At 66.3% G+C, this 17,547-nt stretch carries 14 protein-coding genes; 11 read left to right on the forward strand and 3 right to left on the reverse strand.

Annotated elements, in window-relative coordinates; genetic code table 11:
* The 11 genes from tssB to ULB03_RS00925 all read left to right on the forward strand — a co-directional run bounded on the left by tssB (position 1) and on the right by ULB03_RS00925 (position 12,692).
* The gene (gene tssB / locus ULB03_RS00875; RefSeq protein ID WP_145733445.1) at positions 1 to 510 is read left to right on the forward strand and encodes a type VI secretion system contractile sheath small subunit; all 510 of its coding nucleotides are present in this window, start codon (positions 1 to 3) and stop codon (positions 508 to 510) included.
* Positions 510 to 2,003 carry a type VI secretion system contractile sheath large subunit gene (tssC, locus tag ULB03_RS00880; RefSeq protein WP_322481433.1) on the forward strand — a complete coding sequence of 498 codons (1,494 nt, stop codon included), beginning with the start codon at positions 510 to 512 and terminating at the stop codon, positions 2,001 to 2,003. Before tssB ends, tssC (ULB03_RS00880) begins: the two co-directional genes overlap by 1 nt.
* Positions 2,003 to 3,454 carry a type VI secretion system contractile sheath large subunit gene (tssC, locus tag ULB03_RS00885; protein ID WP_322481434.1) on the forward strand — a complete coding sequence of 484 codons (1,452 nt, stop codon included), beginning with the start codon at positions 2,003 to 2,005 and terminating at the stop codon, positions 3,452 to 3,454. The genes tssC (ULB03_RS00880) and tssC (ULB03_RS00885) overlap by 1 nt, the downstream gene beginning before the upstream one ends.
* Before the next feature lie 12 nt (positions 3,455 to 3,466).
* The gene (locus ULB03_RS00890; RefSeq protein ID WP_322481435.1) at positions 3,467 to 4,291 is read left to right on the forward strand and encodes a type VI secretion system accessory protein TagJ; all 825 of its coding nucleotides are present in this window, start codon (positions 3,467 to 3,469) and stop codon (positions 4,289 to 4,291) included.
* Positions 4,292 to 4,294: 3 nt separating this feature from the next.
* Entirely contained in the window at positions 4,295 to 4,786 is a 492-nt protein-coding gene (tssE, locus tag ULB03_RS00895; RefSeq protein ID WP_322481436.1) for a type VI secretion system baseplate subunit TssE, read from the forward strand.
* Positions 4,779 to 6,596 (forward strand): type VI secretion system baseplate subunit TssF, encoded by a 1,818-nt coding sequence (gene tssF / locus ULB03_RS00900; RefSeq protein ID WP_322481437.1) that lies wholly within the window; start codon positions 4,779 to 4,781, stop codon positions 6,594 to 6,596. The genes tssE and tssF overlap by 8 nt, the downstream gene beginning before the upstream one ends.
* Complete coding sequence (gene tssG / locus ULB03_RS00905; RefSeq protein ID WP_322481438.1) at positions 6,593 to 7,663, forward strand: type VI secretion system baseplate subunit TssG; 1,071 nt, start codon at positions 6,593 to 6,595, stop codon at positions 7,661 to 7,663. The genes tssF and tssG overlap by 4 nt, the downstream gene beginning before the upstream one ends.
* A gap of 215 nt (positions 7,664 to 7,878) precedes the next feature.
* The gene (gene tssH, locus ULB03_RS00910; protein ID WP_322481439.1) at positions 7,879 to 10,551 is read left to right on the forward strand and encodes a type VI secretion system ATPase TssH; all 2,673 of its coding nucleotides are present in this window, start codon (positions 7,879 to 7,881) and stop codon (positions 10,549 to 10,551) included.
* A gap of 146 nt (positions 10,552 to 10,697) precedes the next feature.
* On the forward strand, positions 10,698 to 11,174 hold the full coding sequence (locus ULB03_RS00915) for an Hcp family type VI secretion system effector (protein WP_145733436.1): 477 nt from the start codon (positions 10,698 to 10,700) through the stop codon (positions 11,172 to 11,174).
* Between the two features lie 124 nt (positions 11,175 to 11,298).
* On the forward strand, positions 11,299 to 12,246 hold the full coding sequence (locus ULB03_RS00920; RefSeq protein WP_322481440.1) for a hypothetical protein: 948 nt from the start codon (positions 11,299 to 11,301) through the stop codon (positions 12,244 to 12,246).
* Positions 12,243 to 12,692, forward strand: a complete 450-nt coding sequence (locus tag ULB03_RS00925; RefSeq protein WP_322481441.1) for a hypothetical protein — start codon at positions 12,243 to 12,245, stop codon at positions 12,690 to 12,692. The genes ULB03_RS00920 and ULB03_RS00925 overlap by 4 nt, the downstream gene beginning before the upstream one ends.
* 33 nt (positions 12,693 to 12,725) lie before the next feature.
* Here ULB03_RS00925 and ULB03_RS00930 read toward each other — a convergent pair whose 3' ends face one another.
* From ULB03_RS00930 to ULB03_RS00940, 3 genes are all read right to left on the reverse strand, one after another.
* Positions 12,726 to 13,523 carry a DUF1868 domain-containing protein gene (locus ULB03_RS00930; protein ID WP_322481442.1) on the reverse strand — a complete coding sequence of 266 codons (798 nt, stop codon included), beginning with the start codon at positions 13,521 to 13,523 and terminating at the stop codon, positions 12,726 to 12,728.
* A 34-nt stretch (positions 13,524 to 13,557) separates the two neighbouring features.
* Entirely contained in the window at positions 13,558 to 16,209 is a 2,652-nt protein-coding gene (locus ULB03_RS00935; protein ID WP_322481443.1) for a TonB-dependent receptor, read from the reverse strand.
* A gap of 103 nt (positions 16,210 to 16,312) precedes the next feature.
* A complete protein-coding gene (locus ULB03_RS00940) occupies positions 16,313 to 17,482 on the reverse strand; it encodes an ROK family transcriptional regulator (protein WP_322481444.1) in 1,170 nt (389 codons plus the stop codon).
* Between the last annotated feature and the right edge of the window lie 65 nt (positions 17,483 to 17,547).

A 17,547-nucleotide genomic window follows, 5' to 3' on the forward strand; every position in this document is an offset into this window, starting at 1 on the left:
ATGGCCAGCGTTCATGACAAGCTAGAGCGGGTTCGCAAGCCGCGCGTGCATATTAAGTACGAGGTCGAAACGGATGGCGCGATGGTCGAGAAGGAGCTGCCCTTCGTGGTGGGCGTGCTCGGCGACTTCTCCGGCGACCCGACGGACGACCTGAAGCCGCTGAAGGACCGCAAGTTCATCCAGATCGACCGGGACAACTTCAACGAAATCCTGGCCCGCATGAAGCCGTCACTGTCGTTGCGTGTGCGCAACGAGCTGCAGGATGACGGCAGCGAGATGGCCGTGGACCTGAAGTTCTCCTCGCTGGAGGACATGGAGCCCGGCCAGATCGTCCGCCAAGTGCCGGCCCTGCGCAAGCTGCTGGAGACGCGCAACCAACTGCGCGATCTGCTGACCAAGGCTGACCGCTCGACCCAGCTGGAAGACCTGCTGGAATCCATTCTTCAGGATGACGCGCAACTGCGGAAGCTGTCGCAGCAGTTGGGTGTCGCCGCCGAGGAGGTGAAGTGATGTCCGATACCCTGACCGTATCCCGCGAGGACGCCGCGGCCGGCACCGTCGAGGGCCCCTCCCTGCTGGACCAGGCCATCGGCGCCACCAAGCAGACGGAGCCGGCCCGCGTGCAGGAACTGCTCCGCACCCTGACCGAAGAGGCGCTGGGCGGCACCGTCACCTACAGCCGCAACCTGACCCAGACCCTGAACGCCGCGGTGAAGGCCATCGACGCCAAGCTGTCCAAGCAGCTGGCGGCCATCATGCACCATCCGGAATTCCTGCGGTTGGAAGGCAGCTGGCGCGGCCTGCACCACCTGGTCATGAACACCGAGACCAGCGCCAACCTGAAGATCCGCGTGCTGAACGTGCGCAAGCGCGAGCTGATGAAGGATCTGTCTAAGGCGGTGGAGTTCGACCAGAGCGAGCTGTTCAAGAAGCTTTATGAGAACGAGTTCGGCACGCCGGGCGGTGAGCCCTACGGCATGCTGATCGGTGACTATGAGTTCACCAACCACCCCGAAGACGTGCAGATGCTGGCCGGTATCTCCGGCATCGCGGCGGCGGCCTTCGCCCCCTTCGTCTCCGCCGCCAGCCCCAAGCTGTTCGGCTTCCAGGATTACCAGGAGCTGGCCAAGCCCCGGGATCTGGAGAAGATCTTCGAGACGGCGGAATACGCGCAGTGGCGCAGCTTCCGCGACAGCGAGGACAGCCGCTTCACCACCCTGACCCTGCCGCGCGTGCTGGCCCGCCTTCCGTACGGCGCCGGCACGCTCAGCGTTGACGATTTCAATTTCGAGGAGGCGCCGCTGGACCCCTCGGGCAAGTCGCTGGCGCTGGAGCACAACGAATATTGCTGGATGAACGCGGCCTACGTCCTGGGCTCGCGCGCCACCGAGGCGTTCGCCAAGTACGGCTGGTGCACGGCCATCCGCGGCGCCGAGGGCGGCGGCAAGGTGGAAACCCTGCCCACCCATGTCTTCGTCAGCGATGACGGCGATCCCGACCAGAAGTGCCCGACGGAAATCGGCATCACCGACCGCCGCGACGCCGAGCTGGGCAAGCTGGGCTTCCTGCCGCTCTGCCATTACAAGAACACCGACTACGCCGTGTTCTTCGGTGCCCAGACGGTGCAGAAGCCCAAGAAGTACGATCGCCCGGACGCCACGGCCAACGCCGCCATCTCCGCGCGCCTGCCCTACATGATGGCCACGTCCCGTTTCGCCCATTACCTGAAGGTGATGGCGCGCGACAAGATCGGCTCCTTCCTGGAGGTCGAGGACTGCGAGGCCTGGCTGAACCGCTGGATCAACAACTACGTCAACGCCAACGAGGGCGCCGGCCAGGAAATGAAGGCCGCCTATCCCTTGCGCGAGGCCAAGATCACGGTGAAGGAAATCCCGGGCAAGCCGGGCTCCTATAACGCCATCGCCTGGTTGCGGCCCTGGTTGCAGATGGAGGAGCTGACGACCTCCCTGCGCATGGTGGCACGGATACCGAGCAAACTCTGATGCAACAGACCCTTGAGGCGGCAGCCCCGGGGGTGGAACGACGCATCGACGCGATGGAAGGCCGGCAACCCCGGCCCGACGCGCCCCCGGCTTGGCGGCTGGACCTCAGCCGCCATCCGGACAAGCGCCTGGTCATCGACCAGCTGATCGCGGCGATCGACGCTCTGCTCACGGCCCAGGTCAACGCGATCCTGCACAATCCGCGCTTCCAGCAACTGGAGGCGTCTTGGCGCGGGCTGCTTCAGCTCGTGGAGGCGTCAGCCTCCACCCGCGCCATCAAGATCCGTGTGCTGGACGTGTCCTGGCGCGAGCTGTGCCGGGATTTCGAGCGCGCCATCGAGTTCGACCAGAGCCAGTTGTTCACCAAGGTGTACAGCGATGAGTTCGGTACCCCCGGTGGCGAGCCGTTCGGCCTGCTGATCGGCGACTATGCCGTGCAGCACCAGCGTGACGCCGACCACCCCACCGACGACGTGGGCACGCTGAAGGCCATCGCCGCCGTGGCGGCCGCGGCCTTCTGCCCCTTCGTCACCAGCTGTTCGCCGGCGCTGTTCGGGCTGGACAGCTTCGGCGACATGGCCAGCGATGTGGACCTCGCCCGTTCCTTCGAGGGGCATGAGTTCATCCGCTGGCGGGCCCTGCGCGAGGCGGACGACTCCCGCTTCATCGGCATCGCCCTGCCGCGGGTGATGATGCGACCGCCCTACCGCCACGATCCCAACCGCATCGACGGCTTCCGCTTCGCGGAACGGACGGGGCGGCCTGGGGCGGGCGATTACCTGTGGGGCAATGCCGCCTTCGCCTTCGCCACCGTGGTCATGCGCGCCTTCCATCAATATGGCTGGTTCGCCGACATCCGGGGCACGCCGGATGATTTGAACGGCGGCGGCCTGGTGGACCAGTTCCCTGGCCACGCCTTCCCGGCACTGGGGGGCGCCACGGCGCCCGCGGCACCCTTGGACGTCTATCTGTCCGACCGGCAGGAAAAGCAGCTCAGCGACCTGGGCATCGTGCCCCTGTCGCGGGTCAACTATCTCGACGCCTGCGTCTTCTACAGCTGCCAGTCCCTGCACGCTCCCAAGATCTACGACCGGGCGACAGCCACGTCCAACGCCCGGCTGTCGGCCATGCTGCAGTACGTGCTCTGCGCCTCGCGCTTCGCGCACTACATCAAGATGATCGGCCGGGACAAGATCGGCTCCTTCGCCACCGCGCAGGATTTCGAGGACCATCTGCGTGATTGGCTGCGGGGCTACTGCCTGGCCAATGACGACGCCAGCACCTCCTTCAAGGCCCGCTACCCCTTGCGCGAGGCCGAGGTGCAGGTGCGCGACATCGCCGGCCGGCCGGGTGCCTTCGGCTGCGTCATCCACCTGAAACCGCATTTCCAGCTCGACGATGTCCAGACCAGCTTTCGGCTGGTCACGGAACTTGTCGGCCCGCAGGCCTGACCGGAGGAACCCATGAGCCAGACCGCGATCAACCACGCCATCGAGGCCGGCGACCTGTCGGGCGCCGTGTCCGCCGCCACGGCGCACGTGCAGAAGGCCCCCACCGATAGCGGCGCGCGCTATCTGCTGGCGGAGCTGCTGTGCGTCGCGGGCCAGTTGGAACGGGCTGACACGCAGCTGTCCGTGGTGCTGAACCAGGACCCGGGCAGCATGGTTCCCGTCTCGCTGCTGCGCCAGCTCATCCGGGCGGAGACGGCCCGCCAGGACTGGCACCGCGACGGCCGCCCGCCGGAATTCCTGACGGAGATTTCCGCCGCCGCTCGCCTGCATCTGGAGGCGGGGGTGAAGGCCCGCGCGGGCGACGGGCCGGCGGCAGCCGCCACGCTGGCGGAGGCGGAGGCCCTGCGCACTCCTCATGCCGGTCGGCACAAGGGCGCGGCCTTCGATGACTTCCGTGATCTGGACGACGCCTGTGGCGGCCTGCTGGAAATGCTGAGCGCCGATGGCACGTATTTCTGGGTTGGACTGGACGATGTGCTTGGCCTGGATTTTGCCCCGGCCAAGCGCCTGTCCGACCTGATCTGGCGGCCGGTGCGCCTGACCCTGCGCGACGGCACCGCTGGCAGCCTGTATATGCCCATGATTTATGCTGGCACCGGCACCGAGGGCCTGACCGACCAGCACCGCCTGGGCCGCCTGACCGATTGGGTGGAGCGGGACGGCAGCATCCTGGGCCGGGGCCAGCGGTGCTTCCTGGTGGGGGAGGAGGCCGTGGGCGCTGCCGATCTCAGCAGCCTGCGCTTCGACGAAGCCCAGGCCGGCGTGGAGGCGGCGTAAGCCATGCCCGCCCCCCAGCCCGCCACCATCGTCCCCTCCGTCCTTGACCGGCTGATCCAGCCGGTGGAAGGGCCGACGGTGCGCAGTCCCGGCTGGAATGCCGCCCTGTCGCAACTGAAGAACGCCATCCGCCGGGATCTGGAGGCCATGCTGAATACCCGGCGGCGGCCGGGAAAGCTGGGCCCGGATATCGCCGAGGTGCAGCGCTCCCCCCTGCAGTACGGCATTCCCGACTTCACGGCCATGAGCATGGCGGCCCCCGAACGCCAGGCCGCGTTCGGCCGCGCGTTGGAGATCGCCATCCGCGAGTTCGAGCCGCGCCTGTCGGCCGTGGCGGTCACCCTGCTGAACGGCGGCCGCAATCTGGACCGCACCCTGCGTTTCCGGGTGGAGGCGGTCATCCGCCTGGACCCGTCGCCCGAGCCCATCGTCTTTGAATCCGTGCTGGACCCCGTCAGCCAGACCTTCCTGATCAAGGGGGACCCCCATGCCTGACACCTTCCTGTCCCTTTACAACCAGGAACTGGCGGCCATCCGGCGGGCGGCGACGCGCTTCGCGGCGGAACACCCCAAGGTGGCGGGCAACCTGCGGATCAGCCCCACCACGGTGGATGATCCCCATGTCGGCCGCCTGATCGAATCCTTCGCCTACCTGACCGCCCGCGTGCGGCAGAAGCTGGACGACGATTTTCCCGAGCTGACCGACGCCCTGCTGGGCGTGCTCTATCCCCATTACGTGACGCCGCTGCCGTCCATGGCCATCGTGCAAATGAAGGCGGCGCCGGAGCTGACGGGCAGCTTCACCGTGCCCCGGGGCGCCCAGGTGGAGACGGAGGCGGTGCGGGGCGAGCCCTGCCGCTTCCAGACCACCATGCCCGCCGAGATCTGGCCGGTGGAGGTGACGGCGGCCAGCCTGGCGGCCTTGCCGGCCGCGGCCCCGCTGGTGGCGGCCACCCGCCAGGCGAAGTCGGTGCTGCGCCTGAAGATCAGCTCCACCGCCCAGGGCCTGGGCCTGACGGATCTGGGGGTGGACCGCCTGCGCCTGTTCCTCTCCGGCCCGCCGGAGGTGGCGTACACCCTGCATGAGCTGTTGCTGAACAACGTCGTCGGCATGGCCGTGGTGGAGGATGTCAACGACCCCGCGCCGGTGGAACTGGGCCCCGAGTATCTGACGCCTGTCGGGTTCGAGCCCGAGGACGGCATGGTGCCCTATGGTGCCCAGTCCTTCCTGGGTTATCGCCTGCTGAGCGAGCTGTTCGCCTTTCCGGAGAAGTTCCTGTTCGTGGACCTGGCGGGCCTCAGCGCCCGCGCCCTGCGGGGCGTGGGCCAGCATATGGAGGTCTACCTCTACCTCGACCGGGTGTGGACGGAGGGGGAGCGGCTGGTGCGGCCGCAGGTGTTCGCCCTGGGCTGCGCGCCGATGGTCAACCTGTTCCGCCAGTCGGCGGAACCCATCATCCTGGGCCATGACGCCACCGAGTATCTGGTGCAACCCGACGCCCGCCGGCCTGAAGCGCGGGAAATCTATGCCATCGAGCGGGTGCGCGCCTCCTCTCCCCGCGGGGAGAAGGCGGAATTCCTGCCGCTATACGGCAATCATCACGGCACGGATCCGGGCCGGCAGCAGCACTTCTGGCATGCCATGCGCCGGCCCCGGGGCGGGCGCGACGCCAGCAGCGAGATGTACCTGTCGCTGGTGGATTTGGGGCTGAACCCCAACGCCCCGCCCGACTGGACGGTGAGCGTGGAGACGCTGTGCTTCAACCGCGACCTGCCGGCGCAATTGCCGTTCGGCGGGGGCCATCCCCGCCTGCACCTGACCGAGGGTGGCCCCATCGCCAGCGTCACCTGCCTGACCCCGCCCACGGCGGTGGTGCGGCCGCAAATCGGCAACGGCGCCCGCTGGCGCCTGATCTCCCACCTCAACCTCAACCATCTGTCGCTGATGGATGGCCAGGGCGGGGCGGCGGCCCTGCGGGAATTGCTGAAGCTGTATGACCTGAAGGACACGCCGGAAACGCGGGCCATCGTCGAGAGCGTCACCGCCATCAGCTACCGCCGCGCCACGGCGCGGGCACCGCACGCCGATTTCGCGGCCCTGTGCCGGGGTGTCGACATCGACCTGGTGATGGACCCGGAACGGGCGGGCGCCATGGGCATCTACCTGCCGTCGGCGGTGCTGGAGCGATTTTTCGCCCTGTACACCTCCATCAACTCCTTCACCCGCCTGACCGTGCGGGCCAAGGGGCGGAAGGAGGCGCTGGTGCGCTGGGGGGCCCGCATCGGGGCCAAGGTGACGGCATGAACGCCATGGCGCCTGTGCCCCCCCTGTCAGGATCGCCCGCCCTGCTGGACATGCTGAGGTATGAGCCGTTCCGGTTCGACCTGTTCCGCGCCATCCAGCTCCTGGAACGGCAGTTTGGCGCGTCGGCGGAGGAGGATGAGCTGCCCATCCGCTTCGCCGCCCATCAGTCGCTGTGCTTCCCGGCACATGAGATCCAGCGACTGCACCTGCCGGCGCCGGCCGAGGGCGGGGAAGAAGGGGAAGCGGCGGAGCCCGCCCGGCTGGACCTGAACGTCATGACCCTGACGGGGCCGGTTTCCGCGTTGCCCCAGGCCTATACCGAGACGGCCATCCGCAGCCTGCGCGACCGCACGCCCGGCTTCGCCGCCTTCCTCGACCTGTTCAACGACCGCATCGCCACGCTGCTGTTCCGTGCCTGGCGCCGCTACCGCCTCCCCGCCCTGTTCGAGCATCGCGGGCTGGAGGGCGGGGATGCCGCCACGGCTGCCCTGTTCAGCGTCGCCGGCTTTGGCACCGCCCAGTTGCGCGGCCGCCTGTCCGTGCCGGACGGGGTTCCGGTCTATTACGCCGGCCTGTTCAGCCAGCAGCCGCGCGCCGCCATTTCGCTGGAGCGCATGCTGGCCGACGCCTGCGGCCTGCCGGTGAAGGTGCGGCAGTTCGCCGGCCGCTGGATCGCCATCCCGGCGGAGGAGCAGACCTGCCTGAGGCTGGGTGGCAAGGCCCCGGCCTACAACCGCCTGGGCGTGGATGCCGTGGCGGGATCCCGCATGTGGGACGTGCAGGGGCAATTCCGTATCGTCCTGGGCCCCCTGACGCGGCGCCAGTTCATGGATCATCTGCCGGGTCGCCCCGGCCTGACCCGCCTGGTGGAACTGGCGCGGCTCTATGCCGGGCCGGAACTGAGTTTCGACGTGCAGTTGGTCCTGCATCGCGAAGAGGTGCCGCCCTGCCAGTTGGATGGCCGGAATGGGGAAGGGCCGCGCCTGGGCTACGACAGTTGGCTGGCCTCCTTGCCTATGCTGGAAGATCCGGACGATGCAATCATAAGCATAGATGATATAGACTAATTTTACTTTAAGTATATGCCGCAAGTAAGGCGACTATATTAATGTAATGTTACGTAAACGGCAGGCTAACGGCCAAAAAAATAGACTCTATAACTATTGGATAAGTTCCAAACTTCTTCCGAGTTTTATTTTGCACTGTGCTGTCGGCTGGCCTGGGTCGGACGATGGGGTAGGGGAATACGTCAACAAAAAGCGCGGGTCTTGACATGGATTCGATGGATCTAAGGACACTGGTCGATGGGCTGGACCCCACGGCCCGCCGGGCGCTTGAAGCCGCCGCCGGCGGCGCCATGGCCAAGACCCACTATGAAATCGAGATCGAGCACTGGCTGCATGCCCTGCTCGACCGGCCGGACACGGGCCTGCGCGGGGCGCTGCCCAAGATCGGGCTGTCGCCGGAGGCGCTGGAACGGGCGCTGGATCGGGGCTTGGCCCGTTGCCGCACCGGCAGCAGCCGCGCCCCGGCCTTTTCGCCGCGCGTCGTGTCGCTGATGCGGGAGGCGTGGTTCTTGGCCACCCTGCGCTTCAAGGCGGGTGCCGTGTCGCCTCTGCACCTGCTGGCGGCTCTGGTCGCCGACGACAAGGGCGCCTTGGCTTTTGGTGACTTGGCGGCGGCCTTGGAGGCCATCGACCCGCCGGCGCTGGACGCCCTGATCGAGGCGGAGACGCCGGCGGCCGGTGCTCCTGGCGCCGCCCCGGCCGCGTCCGCCAAGCCCGGCGGACGCAGCCCCAACCTGGACGCCTACACCATCGACCTGACGGCGGAGGCGACCCAGGGCCGCATCGACCCCATCACCGGCCGTGACGCCGAGGTGCGGCAGGTCATCGACATCCTGACCCGCCGCCGGCAGAACAACCCCATCCTGGTGGGCGAGGCCGGCGTGGGCAAGACCGCCGTGGTGGAAAGCCTGGCCCTGCGCATCGCCGCGGGCGAGGTGCCGGCGGCCCTGCGCGAGGTCAGCATCCGCACGCTGGATCTGGGCCTGTTGCAGGCCGGTGCCGGCGTGAAAGGCGAGTTCGAGAACCGCCTGAAAGGCGTGATCGACGAGGTCAAGGGCTCGATCAAGCCCATCATCCTGTTCGTGGACGAGGCGCACACCCTGATCGGTGCCGGTGGCCAGGCGGGGCAAGGCGACGCCGCCAACCTGCTGAAGCCGGATCTGGCCCGTGGCGCCCTGCGCATGGTGGCCGCCACCACCTGGGCGGAATACAAGCGCTATATCGAGCGCGACGCTGCCCTGGTGCGCCGCTTCCAGCCGGTCAAGGTCGATGAGCCGGACGAGGACACCGCCATCGCCATGATGCGCGGCCTGGTGCCCACGCTGGAGAAGCACCACGGCGTGCGCATCCTGGACGCGGCGGTGCGGGCGGCGGTGCACCTGTCGCATCGCTACATCACCGGGCGCCAGCTTCCCGACAAGTGCGTCAGCGTCCTGGACACGGCGGCGGCCATGGTGGCCATGAGCCAGGCCGGCCGGCCCGAGGCCCTGGACGCCGTGGCGCGCGAGACCGAGGGGCTGGAGGCGGAAAAGGTTTCCCTGCTGCGGGAGATGGCGCTGGGCGCCGATCATGGGGAGGCCGTCGCGGCCCTGGATGAGCGGCTGGCCGATGCCCAGCGGCGCCAGGCCGCCCTGCACCAGCGCTGGACGGAGGAGCGCCGTCTGGTCGATGAGATCATCGGCGTGCGCGGCGCCCTGGAAACCAAGATCGCCCAGTCCGCGCAGGACGCCCCCGCCGGTGACACCGATGTGGCGGCCCTGCGCGGCCGCCATGCCCGCCTGCACCAGGACTTGACGGATTACCAGGGCGAGCAGCCGCTGATGCACCACGACGTCACGGCCCAGGCCGTGGCCGAGGTGGTGGCGCGGTGGACCGGCATTCCCGTCGGCCGCATGCTGTCCAGCGAGATCGAGACGGTGCTGGGCCTGGAGGGGCGCCTGGGCCAGCGGGTGGTGGGCCAGGACGACGCCCTGCACCTGATCGCCGACGTGCTGCACACCGCCCGCGCCGGCATCGCCGACCCGCGCAAACCGCCGGCCATCTTCCTGCTGGCCGGTCCCAGCGGCGTGGGCAAGACGGAAACGGCCCTGGCGCTCGCCGACATGATGTATGGCGGGGAACAGAGCCTGACCGTCATCAACATGTCGGAGTTCAAGGAGGAGCATAAGGTGTCCCTCCTCATGGGATCCCCGCCCGGCTATGTCGGCTATGGCGAGGGCGGCATCCTGACGGAGGCGGTGCGCCGCCGGCCCTACGGCGTGCTGCTGCTGGATGAGATGGAAAAGGCGCACCCCGGGGTCCAGGACATCTTCTACCAGGTGTTCGACAAGGGCGTGCTGCGGGATGGCGAAGGCCGCGACATCGACTTCCGCAACACCACCATCCTGATGGCGTCCAACGCCGGCTCGGATCTGCTGACCGCCCTGGCGGCGGACCGCGAGACGCTGCCCGACCTGGCGGGCCTGTCGGCGGCGCTGCACCCGGAACTGCTGAAGCACTACAAGGCCGCCTTCCTGGGCCGCGTCACGGTGGTGCCCTACCTGCCGCTGACGGCGGAGCGCCTGCGCGACATCGTCGGCCTGCAACTGGGCCGTCTGCGCCAGCGGGTGGAGCAGACCTACGGCGCCACCCTGACGGTGTCGCCCGCGGTGGTGGAGCGGCTGGTGGCGCGCTGCGGCGAAAGCGACGTCGGCGCCCGGGCCATCGACCACGTGCTGTCACGCAGCCTGATGCCGGCGCTGTCCAAGCGCCTTCTGGAAACCCTGGCCGCCCGGCGCACCGTCGCCGCCGCGACCGTGGATTGGGATGACGAGGCCGGGGATTTCCGGATCGACATCCAGACGGTGCCACTGGCCGAAAGGCCGATGGTGGAGTCCGCGGCGGAATAAGGGCCGCCAAGGCCCAGCCCGGACCCAAGCCGCTTGGGGTCACCCGGCGCACCGTACCTACCGCACCGGCCGCTGGCCGCCCGCCAGTCCGGTGCACCGACGCAAGACCGCGTTCAACCTGTCCATGAAGTGAGGAGAACTAAAGAATGCCCATTTACCTGCAGATCGACGGCATCTCCGGCGACGCCACCCAGCAGAACCATCAGCAGTGGACCGACATCAAGACCCTGCAGTGGGGTGTGACCCGGTCCATGAACACCCTGGCCGGCGCCACCGCCAACCGTGAAGGGTCCGAGCCGTCGGTGCGCGAAGTCGTCCTGACCAAGACCAGCGACAGCTCCTCCGTGAAGCTGTTTTCCCAGGCCTGCAGCGGCCGCACGGGCGTGACCGCCAAGATCCACATCGTCACCGCCGGCAACCCGGGTGACACCTACATCGAGTTCACCCTGACCAACACCCTGATCTCGTCCTACAACATTTCCGCGTCCAGCGACCGTCCGGAAGAGCAGATCGTGCTGAACTTCACCAAGGTGGAGATGAAGTACACCCCGTACGACAGCCAGCACAACCCGCAGTCCCCGATCATCGCCTCCTACGACCTGGCCACCACCAAGTCGGCTTGATCGATCAAAGGTGTCCGGGGGGATGGCGCCTGCTGTCCCTCCGGCTTCTTGTCCGTCGGCCATATCCTAGGGACTGCCGCCGTCGCTCTATACGATTACCGCCGTAATTGATGGGAGAAGCGCCATGACCATCGCCTTGGATAGCGATTGGGGGCCCTATAAAAACGCAAACGAGGCTTCCGCCTATCTTATCCCTTACATCAATCGGGTATGTGGACCGGACGTTGGGATTACGTGGGCTACGGGTGATGCTATTTACCCATTGCGTGCACCGACTTGGGATAGTGGCGGCTTCGGTGACAATGTTGTGTTTCAGTGGAACCATATTCCTGCTGCGTTTCCTAAACATCCGCCCCCCACGGATTTTTGGCATAAGGTGAAAGCTTTCATTGATCAATGCATGGAGGCGCAGGGGCAGGCCGCCATTGCGCAGGGGCAAGCGAATCTGGCGATGGCCCAGGCCATGGCTAATATATTCAACAGTATTCCCCACAAAGATGATGCCTTTGGCGTTACATTGGACATTATTTGTTTCGCAGCGACAATCGCGTTGCTGCCTACTGGCTTAGGTGAGCTGGGTGTTTTGGCTTTTATTGGCGGTTCCTTTCTTCTGGCTGCCGATAGCACCATTTATGGGATGGAACTAGCCGGTGATGAAGAGGGCGCAAATGCCGTGCGGGAACGGACGGAAAAAATGCGTATTGTTGCTACGGTGATGACCTTACCAGATCTTTTTAAAAATGGCTGGATCGCTCTGAAAGAAATACGAGAAGCGAGTCAGCTGATACGTGCTGATATGAATACTGCGCGTGCAGCTGAGTCTTTGGGTGCACGCACTACAAGCGTCGCCCGTGCTGAAAGATATGCGCAAGTTGCAGAGCGCGCCCACCTTAGATCACAGCTCCGGGCTCAACAAATTCGCGCAGGTGTTACGCTGGATATTATGCCGCGCATAGCGGGGGCGGGATCGGCGGTGATAATAGGTCGGGAGGAGATCGAAACGGAATCATCAGTTTTGCACCAAATTGCGCATCGTCTCAAAATGCATACCGTCGCGGTGAAGAAACAATGACACTGAACTCCCCAGGCTTGGAAGTCCGTCGACCATCACCTGGATATCTTCTTAACCTGTCCCTTGCATCTGCAGGTTTGGCCGGCTTGTCGGTCAGCCTTGGGGGTTCTCTGGCTATTATAAAACACGCCGATGCCATAGCCGTTTACGGAGATGTAACGCCTTATGTTTTTGTCTTCGCCTTATCGATAGGGTACCTGTATCGGCTTATATTTTATTCACGTGTTCAGCCGGCCATTCAAAATCTGGTTCGTTGCTTCTTAACAGCAATCTTTTCGATAGAGCTAATAGGTTTCTGCGCTGCCTTAGCTGCGTTCTATCTGCAATGGTCAACATTTCCGCCTCCGGATGTAGGCGATCGGATTCTAGTAACGACATTTACTGTTTTCACTGTTGTCTGCCAGATTGGCACGGTGCTTTGGCTGCTGCGCTACCGCAAGGAATAGCGCGGCGCCAACGCCGCACACGCAGACACGTCCTCAGGTCAGGAAGAATTGGCGCTGGAAAGCGAACATGTCCTTCAGGGTGCAGTATTCCGGCGCCCCCAGCAGGATCAGGGGGCTGGCGTCCCGCAGCCGGGCCTTCCACGCCCGCAGGGCAGCGCGGAAGTCCTGGTCCTCCGCCGCCGTCAGCCAATCGACCTGATAGGCGATGGTGATGTGGAAGCGATAGCGGTCATGGCCGGGCGCGCGGATGTCCAGGCAGGTGGACAGACGGTCCCGCAGTATGCGCAGCTTGCGATCCTCGGCCGCGTCAGCCGGCAGCAGGTGCATGGTCAGCGGGCCCTCGCCGGGGGCGGGTTCCGCTGGGTCCACTTTCATGCGCAGCGGCAGGTCGCAGTCCAGCGCGAAGGCGCGCAGCCGGTCCCCCAGCAGGTGGTCGCAGTCCACCATGGGGGCGTCCAGCGGGACGGTGCTGGGCCATAGCCCAGGCTTGCGTTCCACATCGTTGGCGCCGCCGAAAACGGTCATGTGATAGCTGGAGGGCGGCAGCAAGGTGATCTTGCGACTGAAGGCGTGGGCCGGCGCCTCACGATAGATGTCCAGCAGGGCACCGAAGGCCGCGGCGTTTTCCCCCTGCTGCGGCAGATGGCAGATGATGGTGTTGCCCAGGAAGGGCTTCACCCGGCCATCGGGCCAGAACTTGCGGCCCACATCGGGCGGACGGGCGGGGCGGGCCGGCCCGTCGCCGGCCGGTTGCGCCCGCGCCGGCGCAGCCAGCAGGCTGGTGCCCAGGACGCCCAGCAGAGCGCGGCGAACGGTATCGGGCTTGGACATCGATGGCCTTGGTTCTCTGAATTGATGAGGAGTGTCAGAAGCGCAGGGCCGCGCCCAGCATGACGGTGGGGGCGAAGCCGATATATTGCCGCCCCAGTTCCAGGTCGCGGCCGTCGTTTTCCCGCACGTTCTCGCCGGTCAGGTTCTGCACGGTGACGCTGACTGACAGCATGCGGCTGACGTCATAGGACAACTGCAGGTCCAAGCGATCCGCCGGCATGTAGTCGCGATTCTGGTAATAGACGGCCGCACCGGTGAGGTTGGAGTAGCGGTCGTCCCACATCCTGCCGGTATGGTTCCAGGCGATGCGGCCGTGCAGCTTTTCGCCCTCATAGTAGAGCGAGACGTTGAAGACGCGGTTGGCCTGCTGCGGCAGCTCATGCCGGTCCACCACCGTGCCGTCACCCAGGATGATGGGGAAGCTGGTCCACGAGATCATGCCATTGGCGGCGATGCCGAAACCGGAAAAGGGCTCCGGCAGGAAATCGAAGTCGTGGATGACATTGAACTCCAGGCCCTTGACGGTGGCGTCATGCGGGGAGTTGCGCGCCTCCGAGACATTCACCGGGGCGTTCACGCCGTTCACCGGCAGCGTTTCCGTCTGGGTGAAGGTGAAGATCTCATGATGGATGGTCTTGTAGTAGCCGCCCAGCGAGACCAACCCCCGGCCGTGGTCCAGATACCATTCCTCCGCGATATCGATGTTGTCCGACAGGCGGGGCTTCAGGTCCGGGTTGCCCTGGGACAGGGTGTAAATGGCGCTGGTGGTGGAGAGTGAGCCGCCGTGGGTGGCCTGGTCGGAATAGCGGGGCCGCCCCAGGGTCCGGCTATAGGCCAGGCGCAACTGGCTGTCATCGCTCGTATGGACCATCCCCGTGACCGAGGGCAGGGGGGTGGTGTAGCTCTTGTCCGACGTCGCCGGTCCAATGACGCCATTGGTCTTCACGTAGCCGTCGGAGGTGAAGCGCGTGCCCTCCACCCGGGCGCCCGCCTGCACCCGTCCCCAATCGGCGGTATAGGCCAGCAGCCCATAGCCGGCGTAAATATCCTCGCTCACCCGGTAATCGCCGCCCAGGGCCGAGGCGGTGTCGCTGGTCTGCGCGGCGGAGCCGGCATAGGCGGCGGCCACCTTGGCATAGCTGCGCCAGAAGGCTTGGTCCGCCAAGGCTTGGCTGATCAGGGGGATGCCGCCATCGTTGCAGGTATAGCCGCAGGTGTACTGGCCGGCGAAGGCGTCGGCCAGGGTATAGCCGCCGGCGTTGTAGGTGGTCTGCGTCAGGCTGTTGTCCTGCCGTGTGCCCATCCATTTCGCGCCCACCTTGAAGCCCAGGCCCCGGTCTTCCGGTCCGACGTGGCGGGATAGGCTGGCCTGGATGTCGAAGACGTTCTCGGCCAGTTGATAGTCCTGGAACTGGCGGTAGTTCTGGTTATAGAGCGCCCAGTTGTGGGCCTTGCCGCCGTCCACGGCGGTAAACAGCGGCGCGTCGCCGCTGGTGTCGTAGGTGAAGGCCAAATTGCTCTGCGTGAAGCGATCGAAGATCTGCGGGTTGTCCAGCAGGGCGCGGGACCAGCTGCCGCCCAGATCGGCGACCAGGTCGCCGGCGAAGGTGTAGCTGGCGCCGCTGTTCACGCCCCAAAGCTTACGCGTGAAGTTGAGGTTGGCCCTCTGGGCGTACTGGTTGACCGACGACAGAGTGCCGCTGGTTTCCGTCTGGCCGCTGTCGGTGGCGCCGGTGTTGACCGCGGCGTTCAGGTCGTTCCGCACCGCCGTCTCATGCTGGTAGTAATAGAAGGATGATAGGTGGGTGCTCAGTTGCGGGTTGGGCTTCCAATCCAGGCGGGCGCTGGTGCCCAGGCGCCGGCGGTCATCCTGGTAGTTGTACCAGAGGCGCCCGGCCGGTACGGCGATGCCATTGCCGCCATAGGCCGTCGTCGCCGGCTTGCCGTTGGCTTGGTACCAGTTGGTGGCTGCCGCCGTCTCCTCCTGGGGAACGAAGATATCCCGCTCCCAATAGCTGGCCGATACCAGCAGGCCGAACTGGTCATCGCGGCCGAACTGCCAGGAGGAGCGCACCTGCCCCTCGCCCGCCGGGGTACGCCCGCCAGCATCGTCGCGCTGCAGGTTGTAGCCGCCCTTGGCCGAAACCACCGTGGTGCCGTCGGGGAAGTCGAAGGCGCTGGGCGTCACCAGGTTGACGACGCCGCCGACCGCATGCCCATCCAGGTCGGGGGAGCCGGACTTGTACACCTCCATCCGTTGCGCCAGGTTGGACGGCAGGGTTTCCATGTAGACCTGCCGGCCGCCGCTGTCCGGGGTGGCGAAGGTGAAGCCGTCGATGGTCACGGTGTCGTAGTTGGCGTCGAACCCCCGGATGGTGACGAAGCGCGGCTCCCCCTGATAAATCAGCACGTTGATGCCGGCCACGCGCTTCAGGGCGTCGGCCACGTTGAAATCGGGCAGGGTCCCCGTCTCATCCGCCGAGACCGCGTCCAACACCTGCACCGCGTCGCGCTTGACCGCCGTGGCGCGCAGGTTGGACGTGCGCTGGCCGGTGACGGTGATCTCCTGCAAGTCGTCATCCCCGCCGGCCGTCTGGGCAAGCGCAGGCGCCGGGCGCAGCGCCACCAGGGCGCACCCGGTCAGCAAAGCAAGACGGCAGACGGTCGAAAAGCGGTGTGTGGTCATGATGGTGCTCCCCCGATGGCTCGGATGGATAAATAACTCACTGTGAGTTACTATTGCTCTGAGGATTTATGATGTTTTCATGACGTGCCTTCTGGCGCGGACCTCAAAAGAAGTGATGCAGGAACGGCAGGGTGGCGGCCCCCAGCGCCGCGCCGTCGCCTCCCGTGCGCGAGGCCACCAGGGTGGGAAAGCGGCGGTCCTGGTCCCGCACCGGCACGGAATAGAAGCGGGCGCGCTCGATCAGGCGTAGGGTCAAGGCGGCGGGAATGCGACCGCCGATAACGATGGCATCGGGATCAAGGACGGCGGCGGCGGCGGAAAGGATGGCGGACACACCCTCCCCGGTGCGGGCCAGCCACGTCTCCACGGCCGGCCATTCCAGATCGAAGGCCTGGACCAAGGCACCGACGGAGGGGAAGGGGCGGCCAGCACCCGGCTGGGCATTCACCAGGTCCAGCAGCAGACGCAGGGTAGGACGGTCGGGCCGGCTCGAGGGCGGCAGGGTGCCGGTGAATTCCCCGGCGTTGCCGTTGCGCCCCCGCCAGGGCCTGCCGTCCAGCACAATGCCGCCGCCCAGGCCGGAGGCGATGTGGATGTAGGCGAAGCTGCGGTGATGCTGGCCGGCGCCGTAGACGCTTTCGCCTGCGGCGGCGGCGCTGCCGTCATTCTCGATCCACACCGGCAGTCCCAGGGCCGCGCCCAGATGGGCCTCAAGGTCGGTCAGCGCCCAGTCGTTCATGACCAGGGGCGCGTTCACCGCCCCCCGGCTGTCGACGAAAAAGCCGGGAATGGCCACGCCCACGCCTACCAGCCGGGAGCGGTCGAACCCCCCGGCGCCGGACAGATCTTTCAGGATGCTGCCCAGATGGCTGGTGACGCGGCCGCGGTCGGTGGTGTCGAACAATTCCTCGTGCGTGGCCCTGACGCGGCCCGACAGGTCGATCACCACCGCGGACAGGGCGTCGTCCATGATGGAGACGCCGACGGAAAAGGCGGCGTCGCGGGCGATTTCTATGGGCAGGCTGGGCTGTCCTGGTCCCGATGGCACCTTGGGACCGCCCACCACCAGGTCGCGCTCCATCAGGGCCGCGACCAGCCGCACGATGGATTGCAGGGTAAGGCCGGTTTCCCGGGCCAGGTCGGCCCGGGAGATGGGCCCCTTTTCGCGGATGAGACGAAGCAGGCGCCGCTCATTGGCGGAACAGAAGCCCTCCGGGGCGCCGGTGGCGGGGGCGCCCCGTCCGGCGGCGGCCGGCGTCGACACATTATCCATGAAACTGCTCATTCACGCGGGGGTAACCTCGCGCTCTTATCTCAGGATGACGCGCAGGACGCACC

Origin of the sequence: Nitrospirillum goiasense (assembly GCF_034427435.1) — a bacterium.
Taxonomy (GTDB): domain Bacteria; phylum Pseudomonadota; class Alphaproteobacteria; order Azospirillales; family Azospirillaceae; genus Nitrospirillum.

Coding starts and splice junctions, on each gene's coding strand:
- ULB03_RS00920 (WP_322481440.1), top strand. CDS start 11,299: ATGACCATCGCCTTGGATAGCGATTGGGGGCCCTATAAAAACGCAAAC.
- ULB03_RS00935 (WP_322481443.1), bottom strand. CDS start 16,209: ATGACCACACACCGCTTTTCGACCGTCTGCCGTCTTGCTTTGCTGACC.
- tssE (WP_322481436.1), top strand. CDS start 4,295: ATGCCCGCCCCCCAGCCCGCCACCATCGTCCCCTCCGTCCTTGACCGG.
- ULB03_RS00940 (WP_322481444.1), bottom strand. CDS start 17,482: ATGGATAATGTGTCGACGCCGGCCGCCGCCGGACGGGGCGCCCCCGCC.
- tssF (WP_322481437.1), top strand. CDS start 4,779: ATGCCTGACACCTTCCTGTCCCTTTACAACCAGGAACTGGCGGCCATC.
- tssC (WP_322481434.1), top strand. CDS start 2,003: ATGCAACAGACCCTTGAGGCGGCAGCCCCGGGGGTGGAACGACGCATC.
- ULB03_RS00890 (WP_322481435.1), top strand. CDS start 3,467: ATGAGCCAGACCGCGATCAACCACGCCATCGAGGCCGGCGACCTGTCG.
- ULB03_RS00915 (WP_145733436.1), top strand. CDS start 10,698: ATGCCCATTTACCTGCAGATCGACGGCATCTCCGGCGACGCCACCCAG.
- ULB03_RS00930 (WP_322481442.1), bottom strand. CDS start 13,523: ATGTCCAAGCCCGATACCGTTCGCCGCGCTCTGCTGGGCGTCCTGGGC.
- tssC (WP_322481433.1), top strand. CDS start 510: ATGTCCGATACCCTGACCGTATCCCGCGAGGACGCCGCGGCCGGCACC.
- tssH (WP_322481439.1), top strand. CDS start 7,879: ATGGATCTAAGGACACTGGTCGATGGGCTGGACCCCACGGCCCGCCGG.
- ULB03_RS00925 (WP_322481441.1), top strand. CDS start 12,243: ATGACACTGAACTCCCCAGGCTTGGAAGTCCGTCGACCATCACCTGGA.
- tssB (WP_145733445.1), top strand. CDS start 1: ATGGCCAGCGTTCATGACAAGCTAGAGCGGGTTCGCAAGCCGCGCGTG.
- tssG (WP_322481438.1), top strand. CDS start 6,593: ATGAACGCCATGGCGCCTGTGCCCCCCCTGTCAGGATCGCCCGCCCTG.